The organism is Neisseria sp. P0009.S008 (assembly GCF_051958615.1).
In the GTDB taxonomy this organism is placed as follows: domain Bacteria; phylum Pseudomonadota; class Gammaproteobacteria; order Burkholderiales; family Neisseriaceae; genus Neisseria; species Neisseria subflava.
Window position 1 is genome coordinate 72,233 of sequence record NZ_JBQCVG010000008.1, and the last position, 25,207, is coordinate 97,439.

Consider the following 25,207-nt stretch of genomic DNA (forward strand, 5'->3'; position numbering starts at 1 on the left):
TGCTAGAATACATCCAGTTACAGACAGCCTCCACACACAGGCCGTCTGAAAATGCAGAAACTCTGAAAGGTTTGTATGGATCAATTTTTCGAACAGCTTCACGGCTGGGTAAACGCCATCAACGACCCAATGTGGTCGGGGTTGGTATATATGCTTTTAGGCGCAGGCCTCTTTTTCACCGTTACCACCGGTTTTGTACAATTCCGCCTCTTCGGCCGCAGTATCAAAGAAATGTTGGGTGGCCGCAAACAAGGTGATGATCCGCACGGAATTACACCGTTCCAAGCATTCGTTACCGGCTTGGCCAGCCGCGTAGGCGTGGGCAACATCGCCGGCGTGGCGATTGCCATCAAACTCGGCGGACCGGGCGCGGTGTTCTGGATGTGGGTAACCGCCTTAATCGGCATGAGTTCGGCGTTTGTCGAATCTTCACTGGCTCAACTCTTTAAAATCCGGGACTACGACAACCACCACTTCCGCGGCGGCCCTGCCTACTACATCACTCAAGGCCTGGGACAAAAATGGCTGGGCGTTTTATTCGCCCTGAGTCTAATTTTCTGTTTCGGCTTTGTATTTGAAGCCGTACAGACCAATACCATCGCCGATACCACCAAAGCGGCATGGGGCTGGGATCAACACTATGTCGGCGTCGCTCTGGTCATTCTGACTGCCCCGATTATCTTCGGCGGTATCCGCCGCGTATCCAAAGCCGCGGAAATCATCGTCCCGCTGATGGCGGTTTTATATCTCGTCATAGCACTCTTCATCATTGTTACCAATATTTCCCTGATTCCTGAAGTGTTCGGTCAGATTTTTTCCAACGCGTTCAACTTCGATTCGGCTGCAGGCGGTTTCCTCGGCGGTCTGATTTCGACCACCATGATGCAGGGTATCAAACGCGGCCTGTATTCCAATGAAGCGGGTATGGGTTCCGCGCCGAACGCCGCAGCCGCAGCCGAAGTGAAGCACCCCGTCTCCCAAGGCATGATTCAAATGCTGGGCGTTTTCGTCGATACCATCATCGTCTGCTCATGCACCGCCTTTATCATCTTGACCTATCAACAGCCTTACGGAGACCTGAGCGGTGCGGCGCTGACCCAAGCGGCAATCGTCAGCCAGGTAGGCGAATGGGGCGCGGGCTTCCTTGCCGTCATCCTATTTATGTTTGCCTTTTCAACCGTTATCGGCAACTATGCCTATGCCGAGTCCAACGTCCAATTCATCAAGAGCCATTGGCTGGTTACCGCCGTTTTCCGTATGCTGGTTTTGGCATGGGTATACTTCGGCGCAGTTGCCAACGTACCCTTGGTATGGGATATGGCAGACATGGCCATGGGCATCATGGCATGGATTAACCTCGTCGCCATCTTACTCCTGTCCCCACTTGCCTTCCTGCTGTTGAAAGACTACACAGCCAAGCTGAAAATGGGCAAAGACCCAGAGTTCAAACTCTCTGAACACCCAGGCTTGAAACGCAAAATCAAATCTGATATCTGGTAACACCAAAGGCCGTCTGAAATTTCAGACGGCCTTTTTAATCCCTGCCATTTAGACAAAACGATGCCCCTTAAAGCCGAAGCCTTAAGGGGCAGAGCGTTGCGGCACATCTTTTCAGACGGCCTTATTGTAGCAACGTTTCTCATTTCGCAGTGCAACAATATGTCCAAATTCTAATTCCAAATCGGCACCCAGTCAAGCATTTCATTTGCATGGTAATACTTACCTAAGATATATTTATACTTACTAAACATCATATTACGGAGAAACTGATGGCTGCATTCAAACCCAATCCAATCAACTACATCCTCGGCCTCGATATCGGCATCGCATCCGTCGGCTGGGCGATGGTAGAAATTGACGAAGAAGAAAACCCCATCCGCCTGATTGATTTGGGCGTGCGCGTATTTGAGCGTGCAGAAGTACCGAAAACAGGCGACTCTCTCGCAGCGGCAAGACGCTTGGCACGCAGCGTCCGCCGCCTGACCCGCCGTCGCGCCCACCGCCTGCTTCGGGCCCGTCGCCTATTGAAACGCGAGGGCGTATTACAGGCTGCCGATTTTGATGAAAACGGCTTGATTAAATCCTTACCGAATACACCATGGCAACTTCGCGCAGCCGCATTAGACCGCAAACTGACGCCTTTAGAGTGGTCGGCAGTCTTGTTGCATTTAATCAAACACCGCGGCTATTTGTCGCAACGGAAAAATGAAGGCGAAACTGCCGACAAGGAGCTTGGTGCTTTGCTTAAAGGCGTAGCCGACAATGCCCATGCCTTACAGACAGGCGATTTCCGCACACCGGCTGAATTGGCTTTAAATAAATTTGAGAAAGAAAGCGGCCATATCCGCAACCAGCGCGGCGATTATTCGCATACGTTCAGCCGCAAAGATTTGCAGGCAGAGCTAGTTTTGCTGTTTGAAAAACAAAAAGAATTTGGCAATCCGCATATTTCAGACGGCCTTAAAGAAGGTATTGAAACCCTGCTGATGGCGCAACGCCCTGCCCTGTCTGGCGATGCTGTTCAAAAAATGTTGGGGTATTGCACCTTTGAGCCGACAGAGCCGAAAGCCGCTAAAAACACCTATACCGCCGAACGTTTCATCTGGCTGACCAAGCTAAACAACCTGCGTATTTTAGAGCAAGGCAGCGAGCGGCCATTGACCGATACCGAACGCGCCACGCTTATGGACGAGCCATACAGAAAATCCAAACTGACTTACGCACAAGCCCGTAAACTTTTGGATCTAGACGATACCGCCTTTTTCAAAGGTTTGCGCTATGGTAAAGACAATGCCGAAGCTTCAACATTGATGGAAATGAAGGCCTACCATGCCATCAGCCGTGCACTGGAAAAAGAAGGATTGAAAGACAAAAAATCCCCATTAAACCTTTCTCCCGAATTACAAGACGAAATCGGTACGGCATTCTCCCTGTTCAAAACCGATGAGGGCATTACAGGCCGTCTGAAAGACCGTGTTCAGCCCGAAATCTTAGAAGCGCTGTTGAAACACATCAGCTTCGACAAGTTCGTCCAAATTTCCTTGAAAGCATTGCGCCGAATTGTGCCTCTAATGGAGCAAGGCAAACGTTACGATGAAGCCTGCGCCGAAATCTACGGAGACCATTACGGCAAGAAAAATGCGGAAGAAAAGATTTATCTGCCACCGATTCCTGCCGACGAAATCCGCAACCCCGTCGTCTTACGCGCCTTATCTCAAGCCAGAAAAGTCATTAACGGCGTGGTTCGGCGTTACGGCTCCCCTGCGCGTATCCATATTGAAACGGCAAGGGAAGTAGGAAAATCGTTTAAAGACCGCAAAGAAATCGAAAAACGCCAAGAAGAAAACCGTAAAGACCGGGAAAAAGCAGCCGCCAAATTCCGAGAGTATTTCCCCAATTTTGTCGGCGAACCCAAATCCAAAGATATTCTGAAACTGCGCCTGTACGAGCAGCAGCACGGCAAATGCCTGTATTCAGGCAAGGCAATCGATATACGTCGTCTGAACGGAAAAGGCTATGTCGAAATCGACCATGCACTGCCGTTTTCGCGCACATGGGACGACAGTTTCAACAATAAAGTGCTGGTATTGGGCAGCGAAAACCAAAACAAAGGCAACCGAACACCTTATGAATATTTAAACGGCAAAGACAACAGCCGCGAATGGCTGGAATTTAAAGCACGTGTAGAAACCAGCCGTTTTCCTCACAGTAAAAAGCAACGGGTTCTACTGCAGAAATTCGATGAAAAAGGATTTAAAGAACGCAACTTGAACGACACGCGCTACGTCAACCGTTTCCTATGTCAATTTGTTGCCGACCATATGCAACTGACCGGAAAAGGAAAAAGACGTGTATTTGCCTCCAACGGACAAATTACCAATTTATTGCGCGGCTTTTGGGGATTGCACAAAGTGCGTGCGGAAAACGACCGCCATCATGCTTTGGACGCAGTTGTCGTTGCCTGTTCGACCGTCGCTATGCAGCAGAAAATTACCTGTTTCGTACGTTACAAAGAAATGAACGCATTTGACGGCAAAACCGTGGACAAAGAGACGGGAGAAGTGCTGCATCAAAAAACACACTTCCCGCAACCTTGGGAATTTTTCGCGCAGGAAGTTATGATTCGCGTCTTTGGCAAACCGGACGGCAAACCCGAATTTGAAGAAGCCGATACACCCGAAAAACTGCGCGCGCTGCTTGCTGAAAAATTATCATCTCGCCCCGAAGCCGTACACGAATACGTTACGCCACTGTTTGTTTCACGCGCGCCCAATCGGAAGATGAGCGGTGCACATAAAGATACTTTGAGATCTGCTAAACGATTTGTTAAACATAATGAAAAAATTAGTGTTAAACGAGTATGGTTAACCGAAATCAAGTTGGCCGACCTTGAAAATATGGTTAATTATAAAAATGGTAGGGAGATTGAATTATATGAGGCTCTTAAGGCACGTTTAGGGGCATATGGAGGTAATGCTAAACAAGCATTTGACCCTAAGGACAATCCGTTTTATAAAAAGGGGGGACAACTGGTTAAAGCTGTGAGGGTCGAAAAAACCCAAGAGAGTGGAGTCTTATTAAACAAAAAAAATGCTTATACCATTGCAGATAATGGAGACATGGTACGTGTTGATGTGTTCTGTAAAGTGGATAAGAAAGGAAAAAATCAGTATTTTATTGTTCCCATCTATGCTTGGCAGGTTGCTGAAAACATTCTTCCCGATATTGATTGTAAAGGATACCGGATTGATGATAGCTATACATTCTGTTTTAGCTTGCATAAGTATGATCTGATTGCTTTTCAGAAAGATGAAAAATCTAAAGTAGAATTCGCCTACTATATCAACTGTGATAGCTCTAATGGACGATTCTATTTAGCTTGGCATGATAAAGGCTCTAAAGAACAGCAATTCCGTATTAGTACCCAAAATCTTGTATTGATGCAAAAATACCAAATCGATGAACTGGGCAAAGAAATCAGACCATGCCGTCTGAAAAAACGCCCGCCTGTCCGCTAAATTAATCTATCCCTGTTTCAGACGGCCTGAAGCAGGGATTTTTTATATCAAAATAAGGGGAAAAACATGACTTGGCGCAGCCTGCTCATTCAAAATGGCGGCAAACTATCCTTGCAATGCCGGCGACTGCTGATTCAACAAAACGGCGAGCCCCATACCGTACCATTAGAAGACATCGCCGTTATCATCATCGAAAACCGCGAAACCCTGATTACTGCCCCGCTCCTATCAGCCTTAGCCGAACATGGCTCAACCCTGCTGACATGTGACGAACAGTTCCTACCCTGCGGACAATGGCTGCCTTATGCCCAATATCACCGCCAACTTAAAATCCTCAAGCTGCAGCTGAATATAAGCGAACCCTTAAAAAAGCAACTCTGGCAACATATCATCCGCCAAAAAATCCTAAATCAAGCATTTGTCGCAGACGAAACAGGCAATGATCTTGCTGCCAAACGGCTGCGCACTTTGGCAGTCGAAGTCCGTTCGGGCGATACAGGAAACCGTGAAGCCCAAGCTGCCGCCCTCTACTTCCAAGCCCTCTTTGGAGAAAAGTTTACTCGCAATGACAACAATGCCGTCAATGCCGCATTGAACTACACCTACGCCGTACTCCGTGCAGCAGTTGCACGCGCCCTGACTTTATATGGATGGTTGCCTGCATTAGGCTTGTTTCATAGAAGCGAACTAAATCCATTCAACCTCGCCGATGACTTTATCGAACCCTTACGCCCATTGGCCGACCTGGTCGTTATACATTTGCATGAACAAGGCCGTCTGAAAACTGATCTGACCCCTAATATCAAACAAAACCTTATCAAGACCCTTCACTGTCAAATCTGCATCGAACGGCAATACTTCAGCACCTTGGCTGCCATAGACAAAATGATTTCCTCATTTCAAGCCAGCGTAACTGACAAAAATGCCAAACAGCTGAAACTGCCTGAAATCTTGCCATTGAAAGAATACCAATATGAGTGAGGCCAAATTTATGAGGATTATTGTCTTCTTCGACCTACCGGTTACCACAGCGGCAAAGCGCAAAGCTGCCAATCAATTCCGCCAGTTTCTATTAAAAGATGGATACCAAATGCTCCAGCTTTCCGTATACAGCCGTATTGTCAAAGGTCGAAATTCGTTGCAAAAACACCACAACAGGCTATGTGCAAACCTACCGCAAGAAGGGTCAATCCGCTGTTTGGAAGTAACGGAAAAGCAATATGCCACCATGAAACTACTGTTGGGAGAGCTGAAAACCCAAGAAAAAAGAGTAAATTCAGACCAACTATTATTATTTTAAACACATTTTTTTAGACAAAATAAAACGGGAAACCCTTATAAAATAAGGGTTTCCCGTTGAGGTATTGTAGCACTGCGAAATGAGAAAGGGAGCTACAACATTAAAACAACTGAGACAGTGAACCATCAAATTGTAGCACTGCGAAATGAGAAAGGGAGCTACAACCCACCGGAAACTGTAACGGGGCGTTACAGTATTGTAGCACTGCGAAATGAGAAAGGGAGCTACAACGGTAAAACCGTATTGACCGCAACCTGTCCAATTGTAGCACTGCGAAATGAGAAAGGGAGCTACAACGCAAACCTGCGAGGCAATTTATAAAGCAACATTGTAGCACTGCGAAATGAGAAAGGGAGCTACAACAACATGAGTGGTGGGTTTGTTAATGCTGTAATTGTAGCACTGCGAAATGAGAAAGGGAGCTACAACGTTTCCAAGCCATACTCGGCAACTAATTTAATTGTAGCACTGCGAAATGAGAAAGGGAGCTACAACCATACATCTGCTTCTGTTAAACCGAATTTTATTGTAGCACTGCGAAATGAGAAAGGGAGCTACAACGGCAATGAAAAGCACTGAAGCTAATCTGCAATTGTAGCACTGCGAAATGAGAAAGGGAGCTACAACCTCTTCAACGTAACGGGTTGTCATCTCGCGATTGTAGCACTGCGAAATGAGAAAGGGAGCTACAACCGACTTTCGCGTCACAGATTCCGTGCATCTATTGTAGCACTGCGAAATGAGAAAGGGAGCTACAACTCATAAATCCACGCCACCGTCTTACCCTTCATTGTAGCACTGCGAAATGAGAAAGGGAGCTACAACGCACGGTTTCGCCGCGCGTTGCCAAATCTTATTGTAGCACTGCGAAATGAGAAAGGGTCTATCCAAATAAAAAAGCACCACCTAAACAGGTAGTGCTTTCATATTAATTTGCTTATTCAGCAGAATCAGCTGCTTTATCAACCAATTCAACCAATGCCAAAGGAGCATTGTCGCCTTTACGGAAACCGTATTTCAGTACACGAACATAGCCGCCGTTACGAGCAGCAAAGCGTGGACCCAATTCGTCAAACAATTTAACTACAACATCACGATCGCGAGTGCGGTCAAAAGCCAAACGACGGTTTGCCAAAGAAGGTTTTTTACCCAAGGTAATCAAGGGCTCAACTACGCGGCGCAATTCTTTTGCTTTAGGCAAAGTTGTCACGATGGTTTCGTGAGTCAACAAGGAATTCGCCATATTGCGCAGCATCGCAGCACGGTGGCTGCTAGTACGGTTTAATTTGCGGTTGCCATTACGATGACGCATGTCATTATCCTTTAATCTTCAAACTTACGGCTTTTCTAAGCCTACAGGCGGCCAAGCTTCTAATTTGGAACCTAATGTCAGACCTTTAGAGGCCAACACTTCTTTGATCTCATTCAAAGATTTACGACCCAAATTAGGGGTCTTGAGAAGCTCGGTTTCAGTACGTTGAATCAAATCGCCAATATAGTAAATATCTTCAGCTTTCAGACAATTAGCTGAACGTACGGTTAATTCCAAATCATCTACAGGACGCAGCAAGATAGGATCGATAGGAGGCGCTTTTTCTTCAACCTCTTCAACCGGAGTACCTTGCAGATCTGCAAAAATAGACATTTGGTCAATTAAGATACGTGCGGCACTACGTACAGCTTCTTCTGGATCAATAGAACCATTGGTTTCAATATCCAAAACCAATTTATCCAAATCCGTGCGTTGCTCTACGCGTGCAGGTTCAACTTCAAAGCTAACACGACTGATGGGCGAAAAGCTCGCATCCAACTGAATCGCACCAATCTGTTTGTTCTCATCACGCAATACGCGACGGCCTGAAACAGATTGATAACCACGACCTTGCTCAACTTTAATTTCCATGTCGATTTGGCCATTGTCAGCCAAGTGGCAAATAACATGTTCAGGATTGATGATTTCCACATCGTGTGGCAAATCAATATCACCGGCTACAACAGCACCGGCACCTGTTTTTTTCAAAGTCAACTGAACTTGGTTACGACCGTGAAGCTTGAATACGATACCTTTAATGTTCAAGAGAACGTCGACAACATCCTCTTGAACACCATCAATAGTAGAGTATTCGTGCAATACGCCGGAAATAACTACTTCAGTTGGGGCAAAGCCATTCATGGATGACAGTAAGATACGACGCAAAGCATTACCTAAAGTATGACCAAAACCACGTTCAAATGGCTGCATAGACACCTTGGCCCGAGTGGAAGACAAAGTATCTACATCGATTTGACGAGGTTTCAAAAATTCGGTTGTGCTATTTTGCATTTAACTGTCCCTCATTGAGCTAGCATTATTTAGAGTAGAACTCTACCACCAGCTGTTCATTAATATCGCCAGACAATTCTGAGCGATCCGGCATATTTTTGAATACGCCTTCCAATTTATCGGCATCAACAGATACCCAGCTTGGCAAGCCAATTTGAGTAGCCAGGCTCAATGCTTCTTGGATACGTACTTGTTTCTTAGCTTTTTCACGAACAGCTACAACATCACCTGCTTTAACTTGGAAAGAAGGGATATTAACAACTTGACCGTTTACAATGATAGCTTTGTGAGAAACCAATTGACGTGCTTCGGCGCGAGTAGAGCCAAAACCCATACGGTAAACGACATTGTCCAAACGAGACTCCAGCAATTGAAGCAGCAATTCACCGGTAGAGCCTTTACGACGATCTGCTTCCGCAAAGTAACGACGGAATTGACGCTCTAATACGCCATAAATACGACGGATTTTTTGTTTTTCACGCAATTGCAAACCGTAGTCTGACAAACGTGGTTTTTTCGCACCGTGTTGACCAGGTGCAGAATCCATTTTACATTTGGAATCCAAAGAGCGACGTGCACTCTTCAAAAACAGATCCGTACCTTCGCGACGTGCTAATTTACATTTAGGGCCAATATAACGTGCCATGTTTTAAATCACTCCAATATTAAATACGACGTTTTTTAGGCGGACGGCAACCGTTATGAGGCAACGGGGTAACGTCAGTAATGCTGGTAATCTTGAAACCAAGAGCGTTTAAAGCACGTACAGAAGATTCGCGACCAGGGCCAGGGCCTTTAATGCGAACTTCTAAATTTTTAACGCCATACTCTTGGGCAACTTTACCAGCTGCTTCTGTTGCAACTTGTGCTGCAAATGGTGTACTTTTACGAGAACCTTTAAAACCAGCGCCGCCAGAGGTAGCCCAAGACAATGCATTGCCTTGACGGTCAGTGATTGTAATGATGGTATTGTTGAAAGATGCATGAACGTGCACAATACCTTCGCTTACGGTTTTACGTACTTTTTTACGTACACGCGAAGCTGTGTTTGCTTTAGCCATTAATCAAATTCCTTAAAATTTATTTCTTACCGGCAATCGCTTTGCGCGGACCTTTACGGGTACGAGCATTTGTGCGAGTGCGTTGACCACGACAAGGCAAGCCACGACGATGACGGAAGCCGCGATAGCAACCCATATCCATCAGTCGTTTAATGCTCATCGTTACTTCACGACGCAAATCGCCTTCAACTTCATATTTAGCAACTTGCTCACGCAAAGCGTCTAATTGAGCCTCGTCCAAATCTTTTGCTTTAGTACTAGGAGCAATATTTGCTGCCTCACAAATCAATTTAGCACGAGTCGCACCAATACCATAAATAGCCTGAAGGCCAATTACGATATGGGCATTATTAGGGATATTTACCCCTGCAATACGAGCCATATTTTTTCCTTTTTAGGGCAAATTATGTCACTATACCACAAAATCAATAGTTAAGAAAACTAGCTTCTTAACCTTGACGTTGTTTGTGACGTGGGTCAGTACAAATTACGCGAACTACACGATTACGACGAATAATCTTGCAATTGCGACAAATTTTCTTTACAGAAGGTTGTACACGCATTTTATTTCCTTTTATCGTTTATCTTGCTCGGAAAACAATCCGAGCACGGGTTAAATCATAAGGAGTCAATTCAACTGTTACCTTATCACCTGGAGAAATACGGATATAGTGCATCCGCATTTTGCCAGATATATGACCAAGTACTACATGATCATTTTCCAGTTTTACTTTAAATGTTGCATTGGGCAAAGTCTCAAGGATTTCGCCCTGCATCTGTATGGTATCTTCTTTAGCCATAAGCCTACTTACGTGACAAAGATTTCATATCTGGACGACTCATCAAGTCTTCATACTGACTACTCATTCGATATGAATTGATTTGCGTCCTAAAATCCATTGTAACGACAACCAAAATGAGCAGAGATGTTCCACCTAAATAGAAAGGAACTTTCAATGCCGTCGTTAAAAATTCAGGTATCAGACAGATTGTAGTAATATACAAAGCACCAAATAATGTCAGTCTCAGTACAACTTTTTCCAAATATCTAGAGGTTTGCTCACCTGGGCGAATACCCGGCACAAATGCACCACTCTTCTTCAAATTTTCAGCCATCTCTTTAGGGCTAAATACTAAAGCAGTATAGAAATAGCAGAAGAAGATGATAGTTGTGGCAAATAATACAATATACAAAGGCTGTCCGTGTTGCAGCATCGCAGCAACCTTATGAAGAACAGAATTTGTACTATTTGAACCAAACCAACCTAAAAGGGTAGATGGAAATAAAATGATACTGGAAGCAAAAATAGGAGGAATAACACCTGCCATATTTAGCTTGAACGGCATATGAATGCTTTGTCCCGGCATCATTCCAGAGCCAAACTGTCTTTTAGCATAATGCACAGGAACTTTACGCTGAGCACTCTCAAAATAAACTACAGCATAGATCAACAGCAAAATACCAATCACAATTGATACTGCCATCAACATACTCATGGAACCTTGTTCAGTCAAAGTTAACAACCGAACAATACCGGATGGGATACCCGATACAATGCCTGCTGTAATGATTAAAGAAATACCATTACCAATACCACGCTCGGTAATTTGCTCCCCTAACCACATCAGAAACATAGTACCTGTAACCAAACAGACTACTGTAGAAATATGAAACTCAAGCGAACTTGTTACAACAACACCTTGTTGATAAACAAATGTTGCAACACCAAAGCTTTGCAATACAGCCAATAATACCGTCCCATACCTAGTATACTTCGTAATTATTTTTCTACCAGCCTCACCTTCCTTCTTCAAAGCTTTTAAAGAAGGAACAATCTCAGAAGCAAGCTGAACAATAATCGATGCCGAAATATAAGGCATGATACCAATTGCAAATATACTAAAGCGCTCCAACGAACCACCCGAGAACATATTTAACATTCCGAATATGCCGTTTGCAGCGCCTTCGTATAACTTAGCTAATGCAACAGCATCTACGCCCGGTACCGGTATATGAGCACCAATACGGAAAACGACTAAAGCACCTAAAAGGAACGCCAGACGTTTTTTCAGATCACCAAATTTGGATAATCCTGATAAAGATTGTTGATTAGCCACTGTAGTGCAAGCCTTATTCTTCTACTTTACCACCGGCAGCTTCAATAGCAGCTTTAGCACCTTTAGTAGCTTTTACACCTTTCAAGGTAACTGCTTTTGAGATTTCACCAGAAGCAATAACTTTTACATTAGAAACAGTTGCAGGAATCAGACCAGCTTGTTTAAGAACCAAGACATCAATCTCGTTCACAGCAATCAGATTTAATTCACTCAAACGAACTTCAGCATTTGCGGCAGCAGTCAAAGATTTGAAACCACGTTTCGGCAGACGGCGTTGCAAAGGCATTTGACCGCCTTCAAAACCTACCTTGTGGAAGCCACCAGAACGGCTTTTTTGACCTTTATGACCACGACCACCTGTCTTACCCAAGCCGCTACCAATACCACGGCCTACACGACGACTGGCGCGAGTAGCACCCTCAGCAGGTTGAATAGTATTCAAAAACATATTAAGACTCCACTTTCAACAAGTAGCTGATTTTATTGATCATGCCACGGTTTTCAGGGGTATCCAAAACCTCTACAGTATGTTCACGGCGGCGCAAACCTAAACCACGAGCACATGCACGATGAGATTCAATTGTACCGATCAGGCTCTTAACCAATGTAACTTTAATCTTTTTTTGCTCAGTCATGGTTAGCTCCCAAAATATCTTCTACTGTCAAGCCACGTTTAGCAGCAATATCAGCAGGGGTATACAGTTTAGACAAACCGTCTAATGTAGCGCGTACAATATTGTAAGGATTAGTAGAACCATGTACTTTAGCTGAAATGTTATGAATACCCATAGCATCAAATACTAAACGCATTGGACCACCAGCTTTTACACCGCTACCTTCTTTAGCAGGTTGCATAAATACCTTAGTAGCACCATGACGACCAATAACCTCATGATGAATAGTACCGTTTTTCAAAGGTACTTTAATCATAGAGCGTCGAGCTTGATCCATTGCTTTTTGAACAGCAACTGGTACTTCTTTTGATTTGCCTTTGCCCATACCGATGCGACCATCACCATCACCAACAACAGTCAGTGCGGAGAAAGCCATGATACGACCACCTTTAACTACTTTAGTCACGCGATTAACTGCGACCATCTTTTCAATCAGGCCGTCACCGCGTTCTTCAATTTCATGTTTTGCCATCTGAAAGTCTCCAAATATTAGAAGCTTAAACCATTTTCACGTGCAGCTTCAGCCAAAGCTTTCACACGACCGTGATATTGGAAACCTGAACGGTCAAAAGCAACTTTTTCAACACCCGCTGCTTTAGCTTTTTCAGCAATACGCTTACCAACTACAGCTGCTGCTTCAACGTTACTACCTGATTTCAGGCTACTACGTACTTCAGCTTCCAATGTAGAGGCTTGAGCCAATACTTTATCACCTTCAGCACTAATTACTTGAGCATAAATATGATTATTGCTGCGGAACACACATAATCTTACCATTTTCAAGTCCGCAATACGCGCACGGGTTTTGCGTGCACGACGGAGTCGGGTTGTATGTTTATCCATTAGTGAACCTCAATTATTTTTTCTTGGCTTCTTTCATCACTACTACTTCACCCACATAACGAACACCTTTACCTTTATAAGGCTCAGGAGAACGGAATGCGCGAATTTCAGCAGCGACTTGGCCAACCACTTGTTTATCTGCACCAGTCAAAACGATTTCTGTTTGGCTAGGAGTTTGAACAGAAACACCTTCAGGCATTTCATATACGATTGGATGAGAGAAACCCAAAGACAAGTTCAAAACTTTGCCTTGAGCTTGGGCACGATAACCCACACCAATCAATTGAAGTTTTTTCTCAAAACCTTCAGAAACACCCTTAACCATGTTATTAACCAATGCACGAGCAGTACCAGACATAGCATTAGCCTGTTTACTGTCATTTTTTGCAGCAAAAGTCAATTTACCATCGTTCAGTTCAATAGCAACATCGGAATGCAAAGGAAAAGACAATTCGCCGTTTTTACCTTTGATAACCAATGTATCTGTTCCGAATTTTACTTCTACACCAGCAGGAACAGTCACTGGGTTTTTTGCGACGCGTGACATTTACTTTTCTCCACTAGGCTACGATGCACAACAACTCACCACCAACACCCTCAGAACGGGCTTTGCGATCAGTCATTACACCTTTAGAAGTACTAACAATAGCGACACCCAAGCCATTCATTACGCTAGGGATCTCACTTGATGCTTTGTAAATACGCAAACCTGGACGTGAAACACGTTTAATTTGCTCAATCACAGGACGACCTGCATAGTATTTTAATTGAATTTCCAATACCGGTTTTGCATCAGCAGAAACCGCAAAATCCTCGATATAACCTTCTTCTTTCAGAACTTTTGCAATTGCACATTTCAGTTTTGAGGAAGGCATGGCAACTGCTGCTTTATTAGCACGTTGCGCATTGCGAATACGAGTCAACATATCGGAAATAGGATCATGCATACTCATTATTTATACTCCTATTACCAGCTAGCTTTAACAACACCAGGGATCTCGCCACGCATAGCGATTTCACGGATTTTAATACGGCCCAAACCAAATTTACGGAAAGTGCCACGAGGACGACCTGTTAAAGCACAACGACGACGTTGACGTACAGGTGCTGCATTACGAGGAATGGATTGAAATTTCAAACGTGCTTCAAAACGTTCTTCTTCAGTCGCATTAGCATCATTAATAACAGCGAAAATTGCCTCACGTTTAGCTGCAAACTTTTTCGCCAATGCTTGACGTTTCAGCTCACGATTAATAAGTGCTTTCTTAGCCATGATTATCCTTTAAACGGAAACTTGAACAGTGACAACAAAGCTTTCGCTTCTTCATCAGTTTTTGCAGTAGTTGTAATAGTAATGTTCAAACCACGCAAAGCATCGATTTTATCGTATTCAATTTCCGGGAAAATAATTTGCTCACGAACGCCCATATTGTAATTGCCACGACCATCAAATGATTTACCGCTTACACCACGGAAGTCACGTACGCGAGGCAACGCAATAGTAATCAAACGATCCAAGAATTCAAACATTTGATCACGACGCAATGTTACTTTGCAACCAACTGGATAGTTATCACGGATTTTAAAACCTGCGATAGATTTACGAGCAACAGTAACAACTGGTTTTTGACCAGCAATTTTCTCTAAATCAGAAACAGCATGCTCCATAACTTTTTTATCAGCAACAGCTTCACCCACACCCATATTCAAGGTGATTTTTTCAATACGTGGAACTTCCATTACTGATTTGTAACCAAATTGTTTAACTAATTCAGGAACAACTGTATCTTTATAAAACTCTCTCAAACGAGCCATGTTATCTCCTTATGCTCCAATGATAGAGCCATTTGATTTGAAGAAACGAACGCGTTTAACTTTGCCTTCATTTTCAATCAGTTTAATACCAACACGGTCTGCTTTATTAGTTTCCGGATTCAGGATTGCAATATTAGAAATATCCAAAGGCATTTCTTTAGTAATAATACCACCCTCAATACCACGCATTGGATTAGGTTTTTGATGGCGTTTCACAACATTAACACCCTCAACAACAACTTTATCACCCAACACTCGAACTACTTGACCTTGCTTACCTTTATCTTTACCGGTAATCACTACAACCTGATCGCCTTTAATGATCTTATTCATCGCGCTATTCCTTATAATACTTCAGGCGCCAATGAAACGATTTTCATAAATCGCTCAGTACGCAATTCACGGGTTACCGGACCAAAAATACGGGTACCCAGAGGTTCAAGTTTATTATTCAACAACACAGCAGCATTGTTATCGAATTTAATTAACGCACCATCAGGACGACGTACACCCTTAGCAGTACGAACAACTACCGCATTGTATACATCACCTTTTTTGACACGACCACGTGGGGCTGCATCCTTAACTGCAACTTTAATAATGTCGCCAACAGAAGCGTAGCGACGCTTAGATCCGCCCAATACTTTGATGCACATTACGCGACGCGCACCAGAGTTATCAGCCACATCTAAGATGGTCTGCATTTGAATCATATTAGTACCTTTAAATTAACCAACTTAATTTACCACTTTCATATAACTCGCACCTTACTTTAAGCTGCTTATTAAATGAAACCTTCACGGTTCTAGTAAACCAGTCTTGGATCCCGAAGGGAGAGAAACTTCCATAAGAAGCTGGAAGATAAGAAACGAAGTTTACACGCAAATTAACTTTGCTGCAAGACTTCGTTTCTTATTAAGCTACATTACTGTGTTTTAAATCAAACAGTACGCGCTTTCTCAACCAATTCTTTTACAACCCAAGACTTGGTTTTTGACAAAGGACGAGATTCCTCAATTACCACTACATCACCAATGCCATATTGATTGTTTTCATCATGAGCATGGATTTTAGTTGATAAACGAATAATTTTACCGTACAGAGGGTGTTTAACTTTACGCTCAACCAATACTGTAACAGTTTTGTCCATTTTGTCGCTTACCACTTTGCCTTGCAAAGTACGAACATTTTTAGCTTCGCTCATTACTTAGCACCTTTTTCAGTTAAAATGGTTTTAATACGAGCAATATCGCGACGTACACGTTTCAACTCGCTTGATTTACCCAACTGACCGGTTGCATTTTGCATGCGTAAGCCAAACTGAGCTTTCAACAAGTCCAACAAATCAGAGTTTAATTGCTCAATAGATTTGTCTTTCAATTCATTTGCTTTCATTATTGACCCACCTGTCTTACTACAAAGGTTGTAGGAATAGGCAATTTGGCAGCGGCCAATTCAAATGCTTCACGAGCCAAAGACTCAGGAACACCGTCCATTTCGTACAATACTTTGCCTGGTTTAACTTCAGCAATGTAATATTCCACATTACCTTTACCGCCACCCATACGAACTTGGATAGGTTTCTCAGTAATTGGTTTATCAGGGAATACACGAATCCAAATACGACCGCCACGTTTAATATGACGAGTCATAGTACGACGAGCAGCTTCGATTTGGCGGGCAGTCAAACGGCCACGGCCTACGGCTTTCAAACCGAACTCACCGAAACTTACTTTGTTACCGCGAGTAGCAATACCGGTGTTACGGCCTTTTTGTTGCTTGCGATATTTCAGTCTAGTTGGCTGCAGCATTACGTCCACCTGCCTTTCTTTGTTTCTTCTCATGCTCAGGTTTAGAAGATTTAATATTACCTTCTGTATAAACCCAAACTTTCAGACCCAGTACACCATAAGTAGTGTGTGCTTCGCTAGTTGCATAATCTACGTTCGCACGCAAAGTATGCAAAGGTACACGACCTTCACGGTACCATTCGCTACGAGCAATATCAGCACCATTCAGACGGCCTGAAGTCATGATCTTGATGCCTTTAGCACCAGAACGCATTGCATTTTGCATTGCACGTTTCATAGCGCGACGGAATTGAACACGTTTTTCAAGCTGCTGGGCAATACCATCAGCAATGATTTGAGCATCCAATTCAGGACGACGAATCTCTTCAATATTTACATGAACAGGCACACCCATCAGAGCTTGCAAGTCACGTTTCAAGATTTCGATATCCTCGCCTTTTTTACCAATAACCACACCTGGACGAGCAGAGTGAATGGTAATACGTGCAGATTTAGCAGGACGTTCGATCACTACGCGACCAACTGAAGCATTAGCCAGTTTTTTACGCAAGTAGTTACGAACATCAATATCTTGTTTCAAAACAGTAGAAAAGTCGGTGCTTTTAGCAAACCATTTTGAAGCCCAGTCTTTAGTTACCGCCAGGCGAAAGCCTGTAGGGTTAATCTTTTGTCCCATAGCTTTTCCTTAGTTGCCCACTGTCACGTTAATATGACAAGTTTGTTTCTCGATGCGGTTACCGCGACCTTTGGCACGAGCTTGGAAACGTTTCAAGCTTGAGCCTTTGTCAACAAAGATAGTTACCACTTTCAGTTCGTCAATGTCGGCACCATTGTTGTGCTCGGCATTGGCGATTGCTGATTCCAATACTTTTTTAATCAGCTCAGCACCTTTTTTAGGGCTGAATGCCAAGATATTCAAAGCTTGGGCAACGTCTTTACCACGAATCAAATCAGCTACCAAACGAGCTTTTTGAGCTGAAATACGGGCGTTTTTATGTTGTGCACTTACTCTCATGATTCACCTTATTTCTTTTTAGCCTTTTTATCAGCCAAGTGGCCTTTAAAGGTACGGGTCAATGAGAACTCACCTAATTTATGACCAACCATGTTATCGCTGATGAACACAGGCACGTGAGTGCGACCGTTGTGAACAGCGATAGTCAGACCGATGAAATCAGGCAAAATGGTAGAACGACGTGACCAAGTTTTAATTGGGCGTTTGTCGTTGCTTGCACGAGCAGCATCTACTTTTTTCAGCAAATGCAGGTCTACATATGGGCCTTTTTTTAATGAACGAGCCATACTAATTAACCTTTATTTGAGTAACGACGACGAACAATCATGTTATCCGTGCGTTTGTTATTACGAGTGCGGTAGCCCTTAGCAGGAGTACCCCATGGGCTAACCGGTTCGCGAGCCTCACCAGTACGGCCTTCACCACCACCATGTGGGTGATCAACAGGGTTCATTACAACACCACGAACGGTCGGACGAATACCACGCCAGCGGTTAGCACCAGCTTTACCGATTTTTTTCAGGCTTTGTTCTTCGTTACCAACTTCACCGATAGTTGCACGGCAATTTACGCTAATTTTGCGTACTTCGCCAGAACGCAAACGAACCTGTGCGTAAGCACCTTCTTTTGCAAGCAATACCGCAGAAGCACCAGCAGAACGTGCAATTTGTGCACCTTTACCTGGTTTCATTTCGATACAGTGAATAGTTGTACCAACAGGAATATTGCGGATCGGCAGAGTGTTACCTACTTTGATCGCAGCTTCAGCACCGGAAACCAATACTGCACCGGCTTGAATACCACGAGGAGCAATAATGTAGCGACGCTCACCATCTGCATAGCACAACAGTGCGATAAATGCAGTACGGTTAGGGTCATATTCGATACGCTCTACTTTTGCAGGGATACCGTCTTTGTTACGTTTAAAATCTACGACGCGGTAATGATGTTTATGACCACCACCTTTATGACGGGTAGTGATATGACCATTGTTGTTACGACCGGCAGTAGAATTTTTCTTTTCCAGCAGAGGTGCATAAGGTGCACCTTTGTGCAAACCTTCTGTTACCACGCGAACCATGCCGCGACGGCCTGCAGAGGTCGGCTTCATTTTAACGATTGCCATTTTGTTTATTCCTTATCTGCAGCTGCAGCAGCGGCTTCCAAATCCAACTCTTGACCGGCAGCCAAGCTTACATAAGCCTTTTTAACATCGCTGCGACGGCCTAAAGTGCGACCAAAACGTTTAACTTTACCTTTAATGGTAACAGTAGTAACGTCTGCAACTTGAACGCCGAACAGCAGCTCAACAGCCGCTTTAATTTCAGGTTTAGTTGCATTTGCCAAAACTTTAAACGTCATTTGGTTACATTTTTCAGCCAATACGTTGCTTTTTTCAGAAACGATAGGTGCCAAGATTACTTGAGTCAAACGTTGTTGATTCATACCCATTGCTCCTCTAATTGTGCAACTGCATCTTTAGTGATAACGACTTTTTTGTAACGCAGCAAGCTGTAAGGATCAACTTGTTGAGCTTCCAAAACCAATACGTTAGGCAAGTTGCGTGAAGCCAAGTAAACATTCTCGTCGAGCTGTTTAGTTACAAACAGAACTTGCTCCAAACCCAAATTTTTCACTTGTTCAGCAAAAACTTTAGTTTTAGGAGTTTCAGCAGTCAATGCTTCGATTGCAAACAAACGTTCATCACGAGCCAATTGGGACAAAATAGTCGCCATACCGGCACGGTACATTTTACGGTTCACTTTTTGAGTGAAGTTTTCATCAGGTTTGTTTGGGAATGCACGACCACCTTTACGCCACAGCGGAGAAGAAGTCATACCGGAACGAGCACGGCCGGTACCTTTTTGGCGCCATGGTTTTTTAGTAGAGTGGTTTACTTCGGCACGAGTTTTTTGAGCACGATTACCAGAACGGGCATTTGCTAAGTAAGCAGTAACCAGTTGGTGAACCAGAGCTTCATTGTATTCACGAGCAAACAAAGCATCAGAAACAGCCAAGCTGCCAGATACTTGTCCTTTAGCGTCAATTACTTTCAATTCCATTACGCACCTACTTTCACGCTAGGACGAACCACGACGTCGCTGTTAACCGAACCAGGAACAGCACCTTTAACCAACAAGAGTTGGCGTTCAGCATCAACACGTACAACTTCCAATTTTTGAACAGTTGCTTTAGTGTTGCCGTATTGACCTGCCATACGTTTACCAGGGAACACGCGACCAGGGTCTTGTGCCATACCGATAGAACCAGGAACACGGTGAGAACGGGAGTTACCGTGGGAAGTACGTTGAGCACCGAAGTTATGGCGTTTGATCGTACCAGAGAAACCTTTACCTTTAGAGGTACCGGTTACATCTACCAATTGACCAACTTCAAACATAGAAACGGTAATTTCATCACCGGCTTTCAATTCAGCCAGTTTTTCTTCAGTCAAAGCAAATTCAACCAAACCGCGACCAGCTTCAACACCTGCTTTAGCAAAGTGACCGGCTTCAGTTTTGTTGACACGATTAGCTTTTTTCTGACCAAAGGTAACTTGTACAGCAGTGTAGCCGTCAGTATCTTTGGATTTCACTTGTGTAACGCGGTTGGCAGACATATCTAAAACGGTTACCGGAACAGAAACACCCTGTTCGTCGAACACGCGAGTCATACCAACTTTGCGTCCAACCAGACCTAAAGTCATGATTATTTTCCTTTTAAGTAAAGGGGCGGGCTACGATTGGCCTGCCTTTCAGACAAAGTTAAACTTGATACGGATGTACCAAGTCCGCCATTATAATTGACAAATCAAAGAAATATCAACAAAAATTTCAATTTAACTTCTTAAACCCATCATTTTTTCGGATGAAGTGTTGCCAAATATCTGAAAATTTTCAGACGGCCTAAGAATTCTATAAAAAACCGAACAGCCAAGCTGTTCGGTTTTTCAGTTCTTATTGAACTTTAATTTCTACATCCACACCTGCTGGAAGATCCAGTTTCATCAGTGCATCAGTAGTTTTGTCAGTCCAGTCCACGATGTCCATCAAACGTAAGTGGGTACGGATTTCCAATTGTTCACGAGAAGTTTTGTTCACGTGAGGGGAACGCAAGATATTGAAACGTTCGATTTTAGTTGGCAAAGGAATCGGACCTTTAACAACAGCACCAGTACGTTTGGCAGTTTCAACGATTTCTTGTGCAGAACGGTCAATCAGACTGTAATCATAAGCTTTCAGGCGGATACGGATTTTTTGGTTTGCCATTTATCAATATCCCTCAATTAAGCGATTATAGAAGAAACCACACCCGCACCTACGGTACGACCACCTTCGCGAATCGCAAAGCGCAGACCTTCTTCCATAGCGATAGGCGCAATCAGTTCTACAGTAATGGTTACGTTCTCACCTGGCATTACCATTTCTACGCCTTCTTCCAAAGTAACTGCACCAGTTACGTCAGTAGTACGGAAGTAGAATTGTGGACGGTAGTTAGCGAAGAATGGAGTGTGACGACCACCCTCTTCTTTGCTCAGTACGTATACTTCTGCTTTGAATTTGGTGTGAGGAGTGATAGTACCTGGTTTAGCCAATACTTGACCACGCTCTACATCTTCACGTTTAGTACCACGCAACAATACACCTACGTTATCGCCTGCTTGACCTTCGTCCAGCAGTTTGCGGAACATTTCAACGCCGGTACAAGTGGTTTTTTGGGTTTCTTTCAGACCTACGATTTCGATCTCGTCACCAACGTGGATGATACCGCGCTCTACACGACCGGTTACTACTGTACCACGGCCAGAGATAGAGAATACGTCTTCAATAGGCAACAAGAAAGGTTTGTCCACAGCACGCTCAGGTGTTGGGATATAGCTGTCCAAGGCAGCAGCCAATTCGAAGATTTTTTCTTCGTAAGCAGCATCACCTTCTAAAGCTTTCAGTGCAGAACCTTGTACGATTGGGCAGTCGTCGCCTGGGAAGTCGTAGCTTGACAACAAGTCACGAATTTCCATTTCAACCAGTTCCAACAGCTCGGCATCGTCAACCATGTCGCATTTGTTCATGAATACGATGATGTAAGGTACACCTACTTGGCGAGCCAACAGGATGTGTTCGCGAGTTTGAGGCATAGGACCGTCAGCTGCGGAACATACCAAGATCGCGCCGTCCATTTGGGCAGCACCGGTAATCATGTTTTTAACGTAGTCGGCGTGGCCCGGGCAGTCTACGTGCGCGTAGTGACGGGTTTCAGTTTCGTATTCTACGTGTGAGGTATTAATGGTAATACCACGAGCTTTTTCTTCAGGAGCGTTGTCGATTTGGTCGTAAGCTTTTGCAGCGCCACCGAATTTTTTAGCCAAAATAGTAGTCAAAGCAGCAGTCAGAGTGGTTTTACCATGGTCAACGTGACCGATGGTGCCAACGTTTACGTGCGGTTTGCTACGTTCAAATTTTTCCTTAGCCATGAGCTAATTCCTTTACATATAAAGATCGATTAAAGAACAATGGCCGTCTGAAAATTTATTTTCAGTTTCAGACGGCCTTTTCTGATTAGCCTTTGCGGGCTTCAGTTACAGCAGCAGCTACGTGAGCAGGAGCTTCAGCGTATTTTTTGAACTCCATGGAGTAAGTAGCGCGGCCTTGGGTTGCAGAACGCAGGTCGGTTGAGTAACCAAACATTTCTGCCAGAGGCACTTCGGCACGAACTTTCTTACCGCCGATACCGTCATCATCCATACCCAATACAACGCCACGACGACGGTTCAAGTCGCCCATTACGTCACCCATGTATTCTTCAGGGGTTTCCACTTCAACTGCCATGATTGGCTCAAGCAGAGCAGGATTGGCTTTACGCATACCTTCTTTAAAGGCTTGAGAAGCTGCCAATTCAAAGGCCAATTGTGAAGAGTCGACATCATGCGAAGAACCGAAGATCAAACGTACGCGTACGTCAACCACTGGGTAGCCCGCAACGATACCGTTAGGCAGGGTGTCACGGATACCTTTATCAACAGAAGGAATGAATTCGCGAGGAATCACACCACCTTTAATTTCGTCGATAAATTCGTAACCTGCACCACCCGGCTCCATAGGTTCCATTTTGATCACAACGTGACCGTATTGACCTTTACCACCGGATTGTTTAGCGTGTTTGTATTCAGCTTCAACTTCTTTGCGGATAGTTTCACGGTATGCAACTTGAGGCGCACCAATGTTAGCTTCCACACCGAATTCGCGTTTCATACGGTCAACAATAATTTCCAAGTGCAATTCACCCATACCGGAAATAATGGTTTGACCGGATTCTTCGTCTGTACGAACACGGAAAGAAGGGTCTTCTTTAGCCAGACGGTTCAGGGCAATACCCATTTTCTCTTGGTCAGCTTTGGTTTTTGGCTCAACGGCAATATGGATTACCGGCTCAGGGAATTCCATGCGTTCCAAGATGATTGGTGCGCTTTCAGCACACAGAGTTTCACCAGTGGTAACGTCTTTCAAACCGATTGCAGCTGCAATATCACCAGCGCGTACTTCTTCGATTTCAGTACGGTCCGCAGCAGTCATTTGCACCAAACGACCGATACGTTCACGAGTACCTTTTACAGAGTTCAATACGGTATCACCGGATTTCACGACACCAGAGTAAACGCGGATGAAAGTCAGCTGACCAACGTATTTGTCGTTCAACATTTTGAACGCCAATGCAGAGAATTTCTCTTCGTCGCTGGCTTGGCGGCTGTCTGCTTCTTCAGTGTCAGGGTTAACACCTTGAACAGGAGGAATGTCGGTAGGAGCAGGCAACAATTCTACTACTGCGTCCAACATACGTTGAACACCTTTGTTTTTAAATGCAGAACCGCACAACATTGGTTGGATTTCACCTGCCAAAGTACGTTGACGCAATGCACCTACGATTTCTTCTTCGGTCAGCTCTTCACCACCCAAGTATTTATCCATCAATTCTTCGCTGGCTTCTGCTGCGGCTTCAATCATGTTTTGACGCCATTCTTCAGCAGTTTCAACCAACTCAGCAGGAATATCGCCATAGGTAAAGGTTGTACCTTTATCAGCTTCGTTCCAGATGATAGATTTCATTTTCAGCAGGTCAACAACACCACTGAAGCTATCTTCTGCACCAACTGGGATTACGATAGGTACAGGGTTTGCGCGCAAACGGGTTTTCATTTGCTCGACAACGCGGAAGAAGTTGGCACCTTGACGGTCCATTTTGTTTACAAATGCCAAGCGAGGAACTTGGTATTTGTTAGCTTGACGCCATACGGTTTCGGATTGAGGTTGAACACCACCTACTGCACAGTAAACCATTACTGCACCGTCCAATACACGCATAGAACGCTCTACCTCTACGGTAAAGTCAACGTGTCCTGGGGTATCAATGATGTTGAAACGGTGTTCAGGGAACTGTTTCGCCATACCGGACCAATAAGAAGTCACAGCAGCAGAAGTAATGGTAATACCACGCTCTTGCTCTTGTTCCATGTAGTCGGTAGTTGCTGCGCCGTCATGCACCTCACCCAACTTGTGAGTCAAACCTGTATAGAACAGAATACGTTCTGTTGTGGTTGTTTTACCCGCGTCAATATGGGCAGAAATACCAATATTGCGATACAGGCTGATAGGGGTCTTACGAGCCATTTTGTTAGCCTTTCGATATTAGAAACGGAAGTGAGAGAATGCTTTGTTAGCTTCAGCCATACGGTGTACTTCTTCACGTTTTTTCAACGCACCGCCACGACCTTCAGCCGCATCAATCAATTCGCCTGCCAAACGCAGGTCCATAGATTTCTCACCACGTTTACGGGCCGCATCGCGAACCCAGCGCATTGCCAAAGCCAGGCGACGTGAAGGACGAACTTCAACAGGAACTTGGTAGTTTGCACCACCTACACGGCGGCTTTTCACTTCCACGATAGGTTTGGCATTTGCAATGGCTTCGTTAAATACTTCGATTGCTACTTTGCCGGTTTTTTTCTCAATTTGTTCCAGTGCACCGTAAACGATACGTTCTGCAACAGATTTTTTACCGTCAATCATCAATACATTCATGAATTTAGTCAGCTCAACGCTGCCGAACTTAGGATCTGGCAGTACGTCGCGCTTAGGGACTTCTCTACGTCTTGGCATTTTAATTTCCTTTAATCTATTCAGTTGGGTCAATTCCCATGAATACCCAATTGAGTATTCACTTACTCGGCCGTTGTT

The 25,207-nt window shown here is 44.3% G+C and carries 36 protein-coding genes and 1 CRISPR repeat array; of the genes, 4 read left to right on the forward strand and 32 right to left on the reverse strand.

The genetic code is table 11. The features are described from left to right. Nucleotides 1–75 precede the first annotated feature (75 nt). The 4 genes from ACTHSQ_RS08045 (at nucleotide 76) to cas2 (ending at nucleotide 6,318) form a co-directional block, all read left to right on the forward strand. A complete protein-coding gene (locus tag ACTHSQ_RS08045; RefSeq protein ID WP_440371685.1) occupies nucleotides 76–1,500 on the forward strand; it encodes an alanine/glycine:cation symporter family protein in 1,425 nt (474 codons plus the stop codon). Nucleotides 1,501–1,769: 269 nt separating this feature from the next. After that, a complete protein-coding gene (cas9, locus tag ACTHSQ_RS08050) occupies nucleotides 1,770–5,018 on the forward strand; it encodes a type II CRISPR RNA-guided endonuclease Cas9 (protein WP_440371686.1) in 3,249 nt (1,082 codons plus the stop codon). A gap of 66 nt (nucleotides 5,019–5,084) precedes the next feature. Beyond that, entirely contained in the window at nucleotides 5,085–5,999 is a 915-nt protein-coding gene (gene cas1, locus ACTHSQ_RS08055) for a type II CRISPR-associated endonuclease Cas1 (RefSeq protein WP_440371687.1), read from the forward strand. Further along, nucleotides 5,992–6,318 (forward strand): CRISPR-associated endonuclease Cas2, encoded by a 327-nt coding sequence (gene cas2 / locus ACTHSQ_RS08060; protein ID WP_263338900.1) that lies wholly within the window; start codon nucleotides 5,992–5,994, stop codon nucleotides 6,316–6,318. Before cas1 ends, cas2 begins: the two co-directional genes overlap by 8 nt. A gap of 63 nt (nucleotides 6,319–6,381) precedes the next feature. After that, a CRISPR array of direct repeats spans nucleotides 6,382–7,209; the repeat unit is 36 nt; unit sequence ATTGTAGCACTGCGAAATGAGAAAGGGAGCTACAAC. Between the two features lie 46 nt (nucleotides 7,210–7,255). Here the strand turns inward: cas2 and rplQ are convergent. The 32 genes from rplQ to rpsG form a co-directional block, all read right to left on the reverse strand. Beyond that, nucleotides 7,256–7,630, reverse strand: a complete 375-nt coding sequence (rplQ, locus tag ACTHSQ_RS08065; RefSeq protein WP_003684792.1) for a 50S ribosomal protein L17 — start codon at nucleotides 7,628–7,630, stop codon at nucleotides 7,256–7,258. A gap of 24 nt (nucleotides 7,631–7,654) precedes the next feature. Next, a complete protein-coding gene (locus ACTHSQ_RS08070) occupies nucleotides 7,655–8,641 on the reverse strand; it encodes a DNA-directed RNA polymerase subunit alpha (RefSeq protein ID WP_003684706.1) in 987 nt (328 codons plus the stop codon). Nucleotides 8,642–8,666: 25 nt separating this feature from the next. After that, nucleotides 8,667–9,287, reverse strand: a complete 621-nt coding sequence (gene rpsD, locus ACTHSQ_RS08075; protein ID WP_003684796.1) for a 30S ribosomal protein S4 — start codon at nucleotides 9,285–9,287, stop codon at nucleotides 8,667–8,669. Between the two features lie 19 nt (nucleotides 9,288–9,306). Further along, nucleotides 9,307–9,702: a 30S ribosomal protein S11 gene (rpsK, locus tag ACTHSQ_RS08080; RefSeq protein ID WP_440371688.1), complete on the reverse strand. Its 396-nt coding sequence runs from the start codon at nucleotides 9,700–9,702 to the stop codon at nucleotides 9,307–9,309. Between the two features lie 19 nt (nucleotides 9,703–9,721). After that, on the reverse strand, nucleotides 9,722–10,084 hold the full coding sequence (rpsM, locus tag ACTHSQ_RS08085; protein ID WP_003684758.1) for a 30S ribosomal protein S13: 363 nt from the start codon (nucleotides 10,082–10,084) through the stop codon (nucleotides 9,722–9,724). Between the two features lie 67 nt (nucleotides 10,085–10,151). Further along, the gene (gene rpmJ / locus ACTHSQ_RS08090) at nucleotides 10,152–10,265 is read right to left on the reverse strand and encodes a 50S ribosomal protein L36 (protein ID WP_003697674.1); all 114 of its coding nucleotides are present in this window, start codon (nucleotides 10,263–10,265) and stop codon (nucleotides 10,152–10,154) included. Between the two features lie 18 nt (nucleotides 10,266–10,283). Beyond that, on the reverse strand, nucleotides 10,284–10,502 hold the full coding sequence (gene infA / locus ACTHSQ_RS08095) for a translation initiation factor IF-1 (RefSeq protein WP_003684714.1): 219 nt from the start codon (nucleotides 10,500–10,502) through the stop codon (nucleotides 10,284–10,286). 4 nt (nucleotides 10,503–10,506) lie between these two features. After that, the gene (gene secY / locus ACTHSQ_RS08100) at nucleotides 10,507–11,820 is read right to left on the reverse strand and encodes a preprotein translocase subunit SecY (protein WP_003684726.1); all 1,314 of its coding nucleotides are present in this window, start codon (nucleotides 11,818–11,820) and stop codon (nucleotides 10,507–10,509) included. 13 nt (nucleotides 11,821–11,833) lie between these two features. Beyond that, entirely contained in the window at nucleotides 11,834–12,268 is a 435-nt protein-coding gene (rplO, locus tag ACTHSQ_RS08105) for a 50S ribosomal protein L15 (RefSeq protein ID WP_003684730.1), read from the reverse strand. Between the two features lies 1 nt (nucleotide 12,269). Then, complete coding sequence (gene rpmD, locus ACTHSQ_RS08110; RefSeq protein ID WP_003684808.1) at nucleotides 12,270–12,455, reverse strand: 50S ribosomal protein L30; 186 nt, start codon at nucleotides 12,453–12,455, stop codon at nucleotides 12,270–12,272. Continuing rightward, nucleotides 12,448–12,966: a 30S ribosomal protein S5 gene (rpsE, locus tag ACTHSQ_RS08115; RefSeq protein ID WP_003684704.1), complete on the reverse strand. Its 519-nt coding sequence runs from the start codon at nucleotides 12,964–12,966 to the stop codon at nucleotides 12,448–12,450. Before rpsE ends, rpmD begins: the two co-directional genes overlap by 8 nt. Nucleotides 12,967–12,983: 17 nt before the next feature. Beyond that, entirely contained in the window at nucleotides 12,984–13,337 is a 354-nt protein-coding gene (gene rplR / locus ACTHSQ_RS08120; protein ID WP_003684709.1) for a 50S ribosomal protein L18, read from the reverse strand. Nucleotides 13,338–13,350: 13 nt separating this feature from the next. Then, the gene (gene rplF, locus ACTHSQ_RS08125) at nucleotides 13,351–13,884 is read right to left on the reverse strand and encodes a 50S ribosomal protein L6 (RefSeq protein ID WP_003684811.1); all 534 of its coding nucleotides are present in this window, start codon (nucleotides 13,882–13,884) and stop codon (nucleotides 13,351–13,353) included. A gap of 13 nt (nucleotides 13,885–13,897) precedes the next feature. After that, nucleotides 13,898–14,290, reverse strand: a complete 393-nt coding sequence (rpsH, locus tag ACTHSQ_RS08130; protein ID WP_003684738.1) for a 30S ribosomal protein S8 — start codon at nucleotides 14,288–14,290, stop codon at nucleotides 13,898–13,900. A gap of 14 nt (nucleotides 14,291–14,304) precedes the next feature. After that, nucleotides 14,305–14,610, reverse strand: a complete 306-nt coding sequence (rpsN, locus tag ACTHSQ_RS08135) for a 30S ribosomal protein S14 (RefSeq protein ID WP_003684736.1) — start codon at nucleotides 14,608–14,610, stop codon at nucleotides 14,305–14,307. A 2-nt stretch (nucleotides 14,611–14,612) separates the two neighbouring features. After that, complete coding sequence (gene rplE / locus ACTHSQ_RS08140; RefSeq protein ID WP_003684750.1) at nucleotides 14,613–15,152, reverse strand: 50S ribosomal protein L5; 540 nt, start codon at nucleotides 15,150–15,152, stop codon at nucleotides 14,613–14,615. A gap of 9 nt (nucleotides 15,153–15,161) precedes the next feature. Next, on the reverse strand, nucleotides 15,162–15,485 hold the full coding sequence (gene rplX, locus ACTHSQ_RS08145; RefSeq protein ID WP_003684754.1) for a 50S ribosomal protein L24: 324 nt from the start codon (nucleotides 15,483–15,485) through the stop codon (nucleotides 15,162–15,164). An 11-nt stretch (nucleotides 15,486–15,496) separates the two neighbouring features. Further along, nucleotides 15,497–15,865, reverse strand: a complete 369-nt coding sequence (rplN, locus tag ACTHSQ_RS08150) for a 50S ribosomal protein L14 (RefSeq protein WP_002215434.1) — start codon at nucleotides 15,863–15,865, stop codon at nucleotides 15,497–15,499. Between the two features lie 227 nt (nucleotides 15,866–16,092). Then, a complete protein-coding gene (gene rpsQ, locus ACTHSQ_RS08155) occupies nucleotides 16,093–16,356 on the reverse strand; it encodes a 30S ribosomal protein S17 (RefSeq protein WP_003684766.1) in 264 nt (87 codons plus the stop codon). Next, entirely contained in the window at nucleotides 16,356–16,547 is a 192-nt protein-coding gene (gene rpmC / locus ACTHSQ_RS08160; protein ID WP_003684705.1) for a 50S ribosomal protein L29, read from the reverse strand. The genes rpsQ and rpmC overlap by 1 nt, the downstream gene beginning before the upstream one ends. Then, a complete protein-coding gene (gene rplP, locus ACTHSQ_RS08165; protein ID WP_003684741.1) occupies nucleotides 16,547–16,963 on the reverse strand; it encodes a 50S ribosomal protein L16 in 417 nt (138 codons plus the stop codon). The genes rpmC and rplP overlap by 1 nt, the downstream gene beginning before the upstream one ends. Beyond that, nucleotides 16,947–17,639 (reverse strand): 30S ribosomal protein S3, encoded by a 693-nt coding sequence (rpsC, locus tag ACTHSQ_RS08170; RefSeq protein ID WP_003684753.1) that lies wholly within the window; start codon nucleotides 17,637–17,639, stop codon nucleotides 16,947–16,949. Before rpsC ends, rplP begins: the two co-directional genes overlap by 17 nt. A gap of 9 nt (nucleotides 17,640–17,648) precedes the next feature. After that, nucleotides 17,649–17,978: a 50S ribosomal protein L22 gene (gene rplV / locus ACTHSQ_RS08175; RefSeq protein ID WP_003684712.1), complete on the reverse strand. Its 330-nt coding sequence runs from the start codon at nucleotides 17,976–17,978 to the stop codon at nucleotides 17,649–17,651. A gap of 8 nt (nucleotides 17,979–17,986) precedes the next feature. Beyond that, entirely contained in the window at nucleotides 17,987–18,265 is a 279-nt protein-coding gene (gene rpsS / locus ACTHSQ_RS08180; protein WP_002215422.1) for a 30S ribosomal protein S19, read from the reverse strand. A gap of 5 nt (nucleotides 18,266–18,270) precedes the next feature. Continuing rightward, nucleotides 18,271–19,104: a 50S ribosomal protein L2 gene (gene rplB, locus ACTHSQ_RS08185; protein WP_003684813.1), complete on the reverse strand. Its 834-nt coding sequence runs from the start codon at nucleotides 19,102–19,104 to the stop codon at nucleotides 18,271–18,273. A gap of 5 nt (nucleotides 19,105–19,109) precedes the next feature. Further along, a complete protein-coding gene (gene rplW, locus ACTHSQ_RS08190) occupies nucleotides 19,110–19,424 on the reverse strand; it encodes a 50S ribosomal protein L23 (RefSeq protein ID WP_003684762.1) in 315 nt (104 codons plus the stop codon). Then, on the reverse strand, nucleotides 19,421–20,041 hold the full coding sequence (gene rplD / locus ACTHSQ_RS08195) for a 50S ribosomal protein L4 (protein ID WP_003684798.1): 621 nt from the start codon (nucleotides 20,039–20,041) through the stop codon (nucleotides 19,421–19,423). Before rplD ends, rplW begins: the two co-directional genes overlap by 4 nt. Further along, nucleotides 20,041–20,685, reverse strand: a complete 645-nt coding sequence (gene rplC / locus ACTHSQ_RS08200) for a 50S ribosomal protein L3 (RefSeq protein ID WP_004464584.1) — start codon at nucleotides 20,683–20,685, stop codon at nucleotides 20,041–20,043. The genes rplD and rplC overlap by 1 nt, the downstream gene beginning before the upstream one ends. Before the next feature lie 250 nt (nucleotides 20,686–20,935). After that, entirely contained in the window at nucleotides 20,936–21,247 is a 312-nt protein-coding gene (gene rpsJ / locus ACTHSQ_RS08205; RefSeq protein WP_002642322.1) for a 30S ribosomal protein S10, read from the reverse strand. 17 nt (nucleotides 21,248–21,264) lie between these two features. Continuing rightward, nucleotides 21,265–22,449, reverse strand: coding sequence for an elongation factor Tu (tuf, locus tag ACTHSQ_RS08210; protein WP_003684779.1), 1,185 nt, complete (start codon nucleotides 22,447–22,449; stop codon nucleotides 21,265–21,267). Nucleotides 22,450–22,534: 85 nt separating this feature from the next. Further along, nucleotides 22,535–24,640, reverse strand: a complete 2,106-nt coding sequence (gene fusA, locus ACTHSQ_RS08215; RefSeq protein ID WP_308905216.1) for an elongation factor G — start codon at nucleotides 24,638–24,640, stop codon at nucleotides 22,535–22,537. Nucleotides 24,641–24,658: 18 nt separating this feature from the next. Further along, nucleotides 24,659–25,129, reverse strand: a complete 471-nt coding sequence (gene rpsG / locus ACTHSQ_RS08220) for a 30S ribosomal protein S7 (protein WP_002240962.1) — start codon at nucleotides 25,127–25,129, stop codon at nucleotides 24,659–24,661. Between the last annotated feature and the right edge of the window lie 78 nt (nucleotides 25,130–25,207).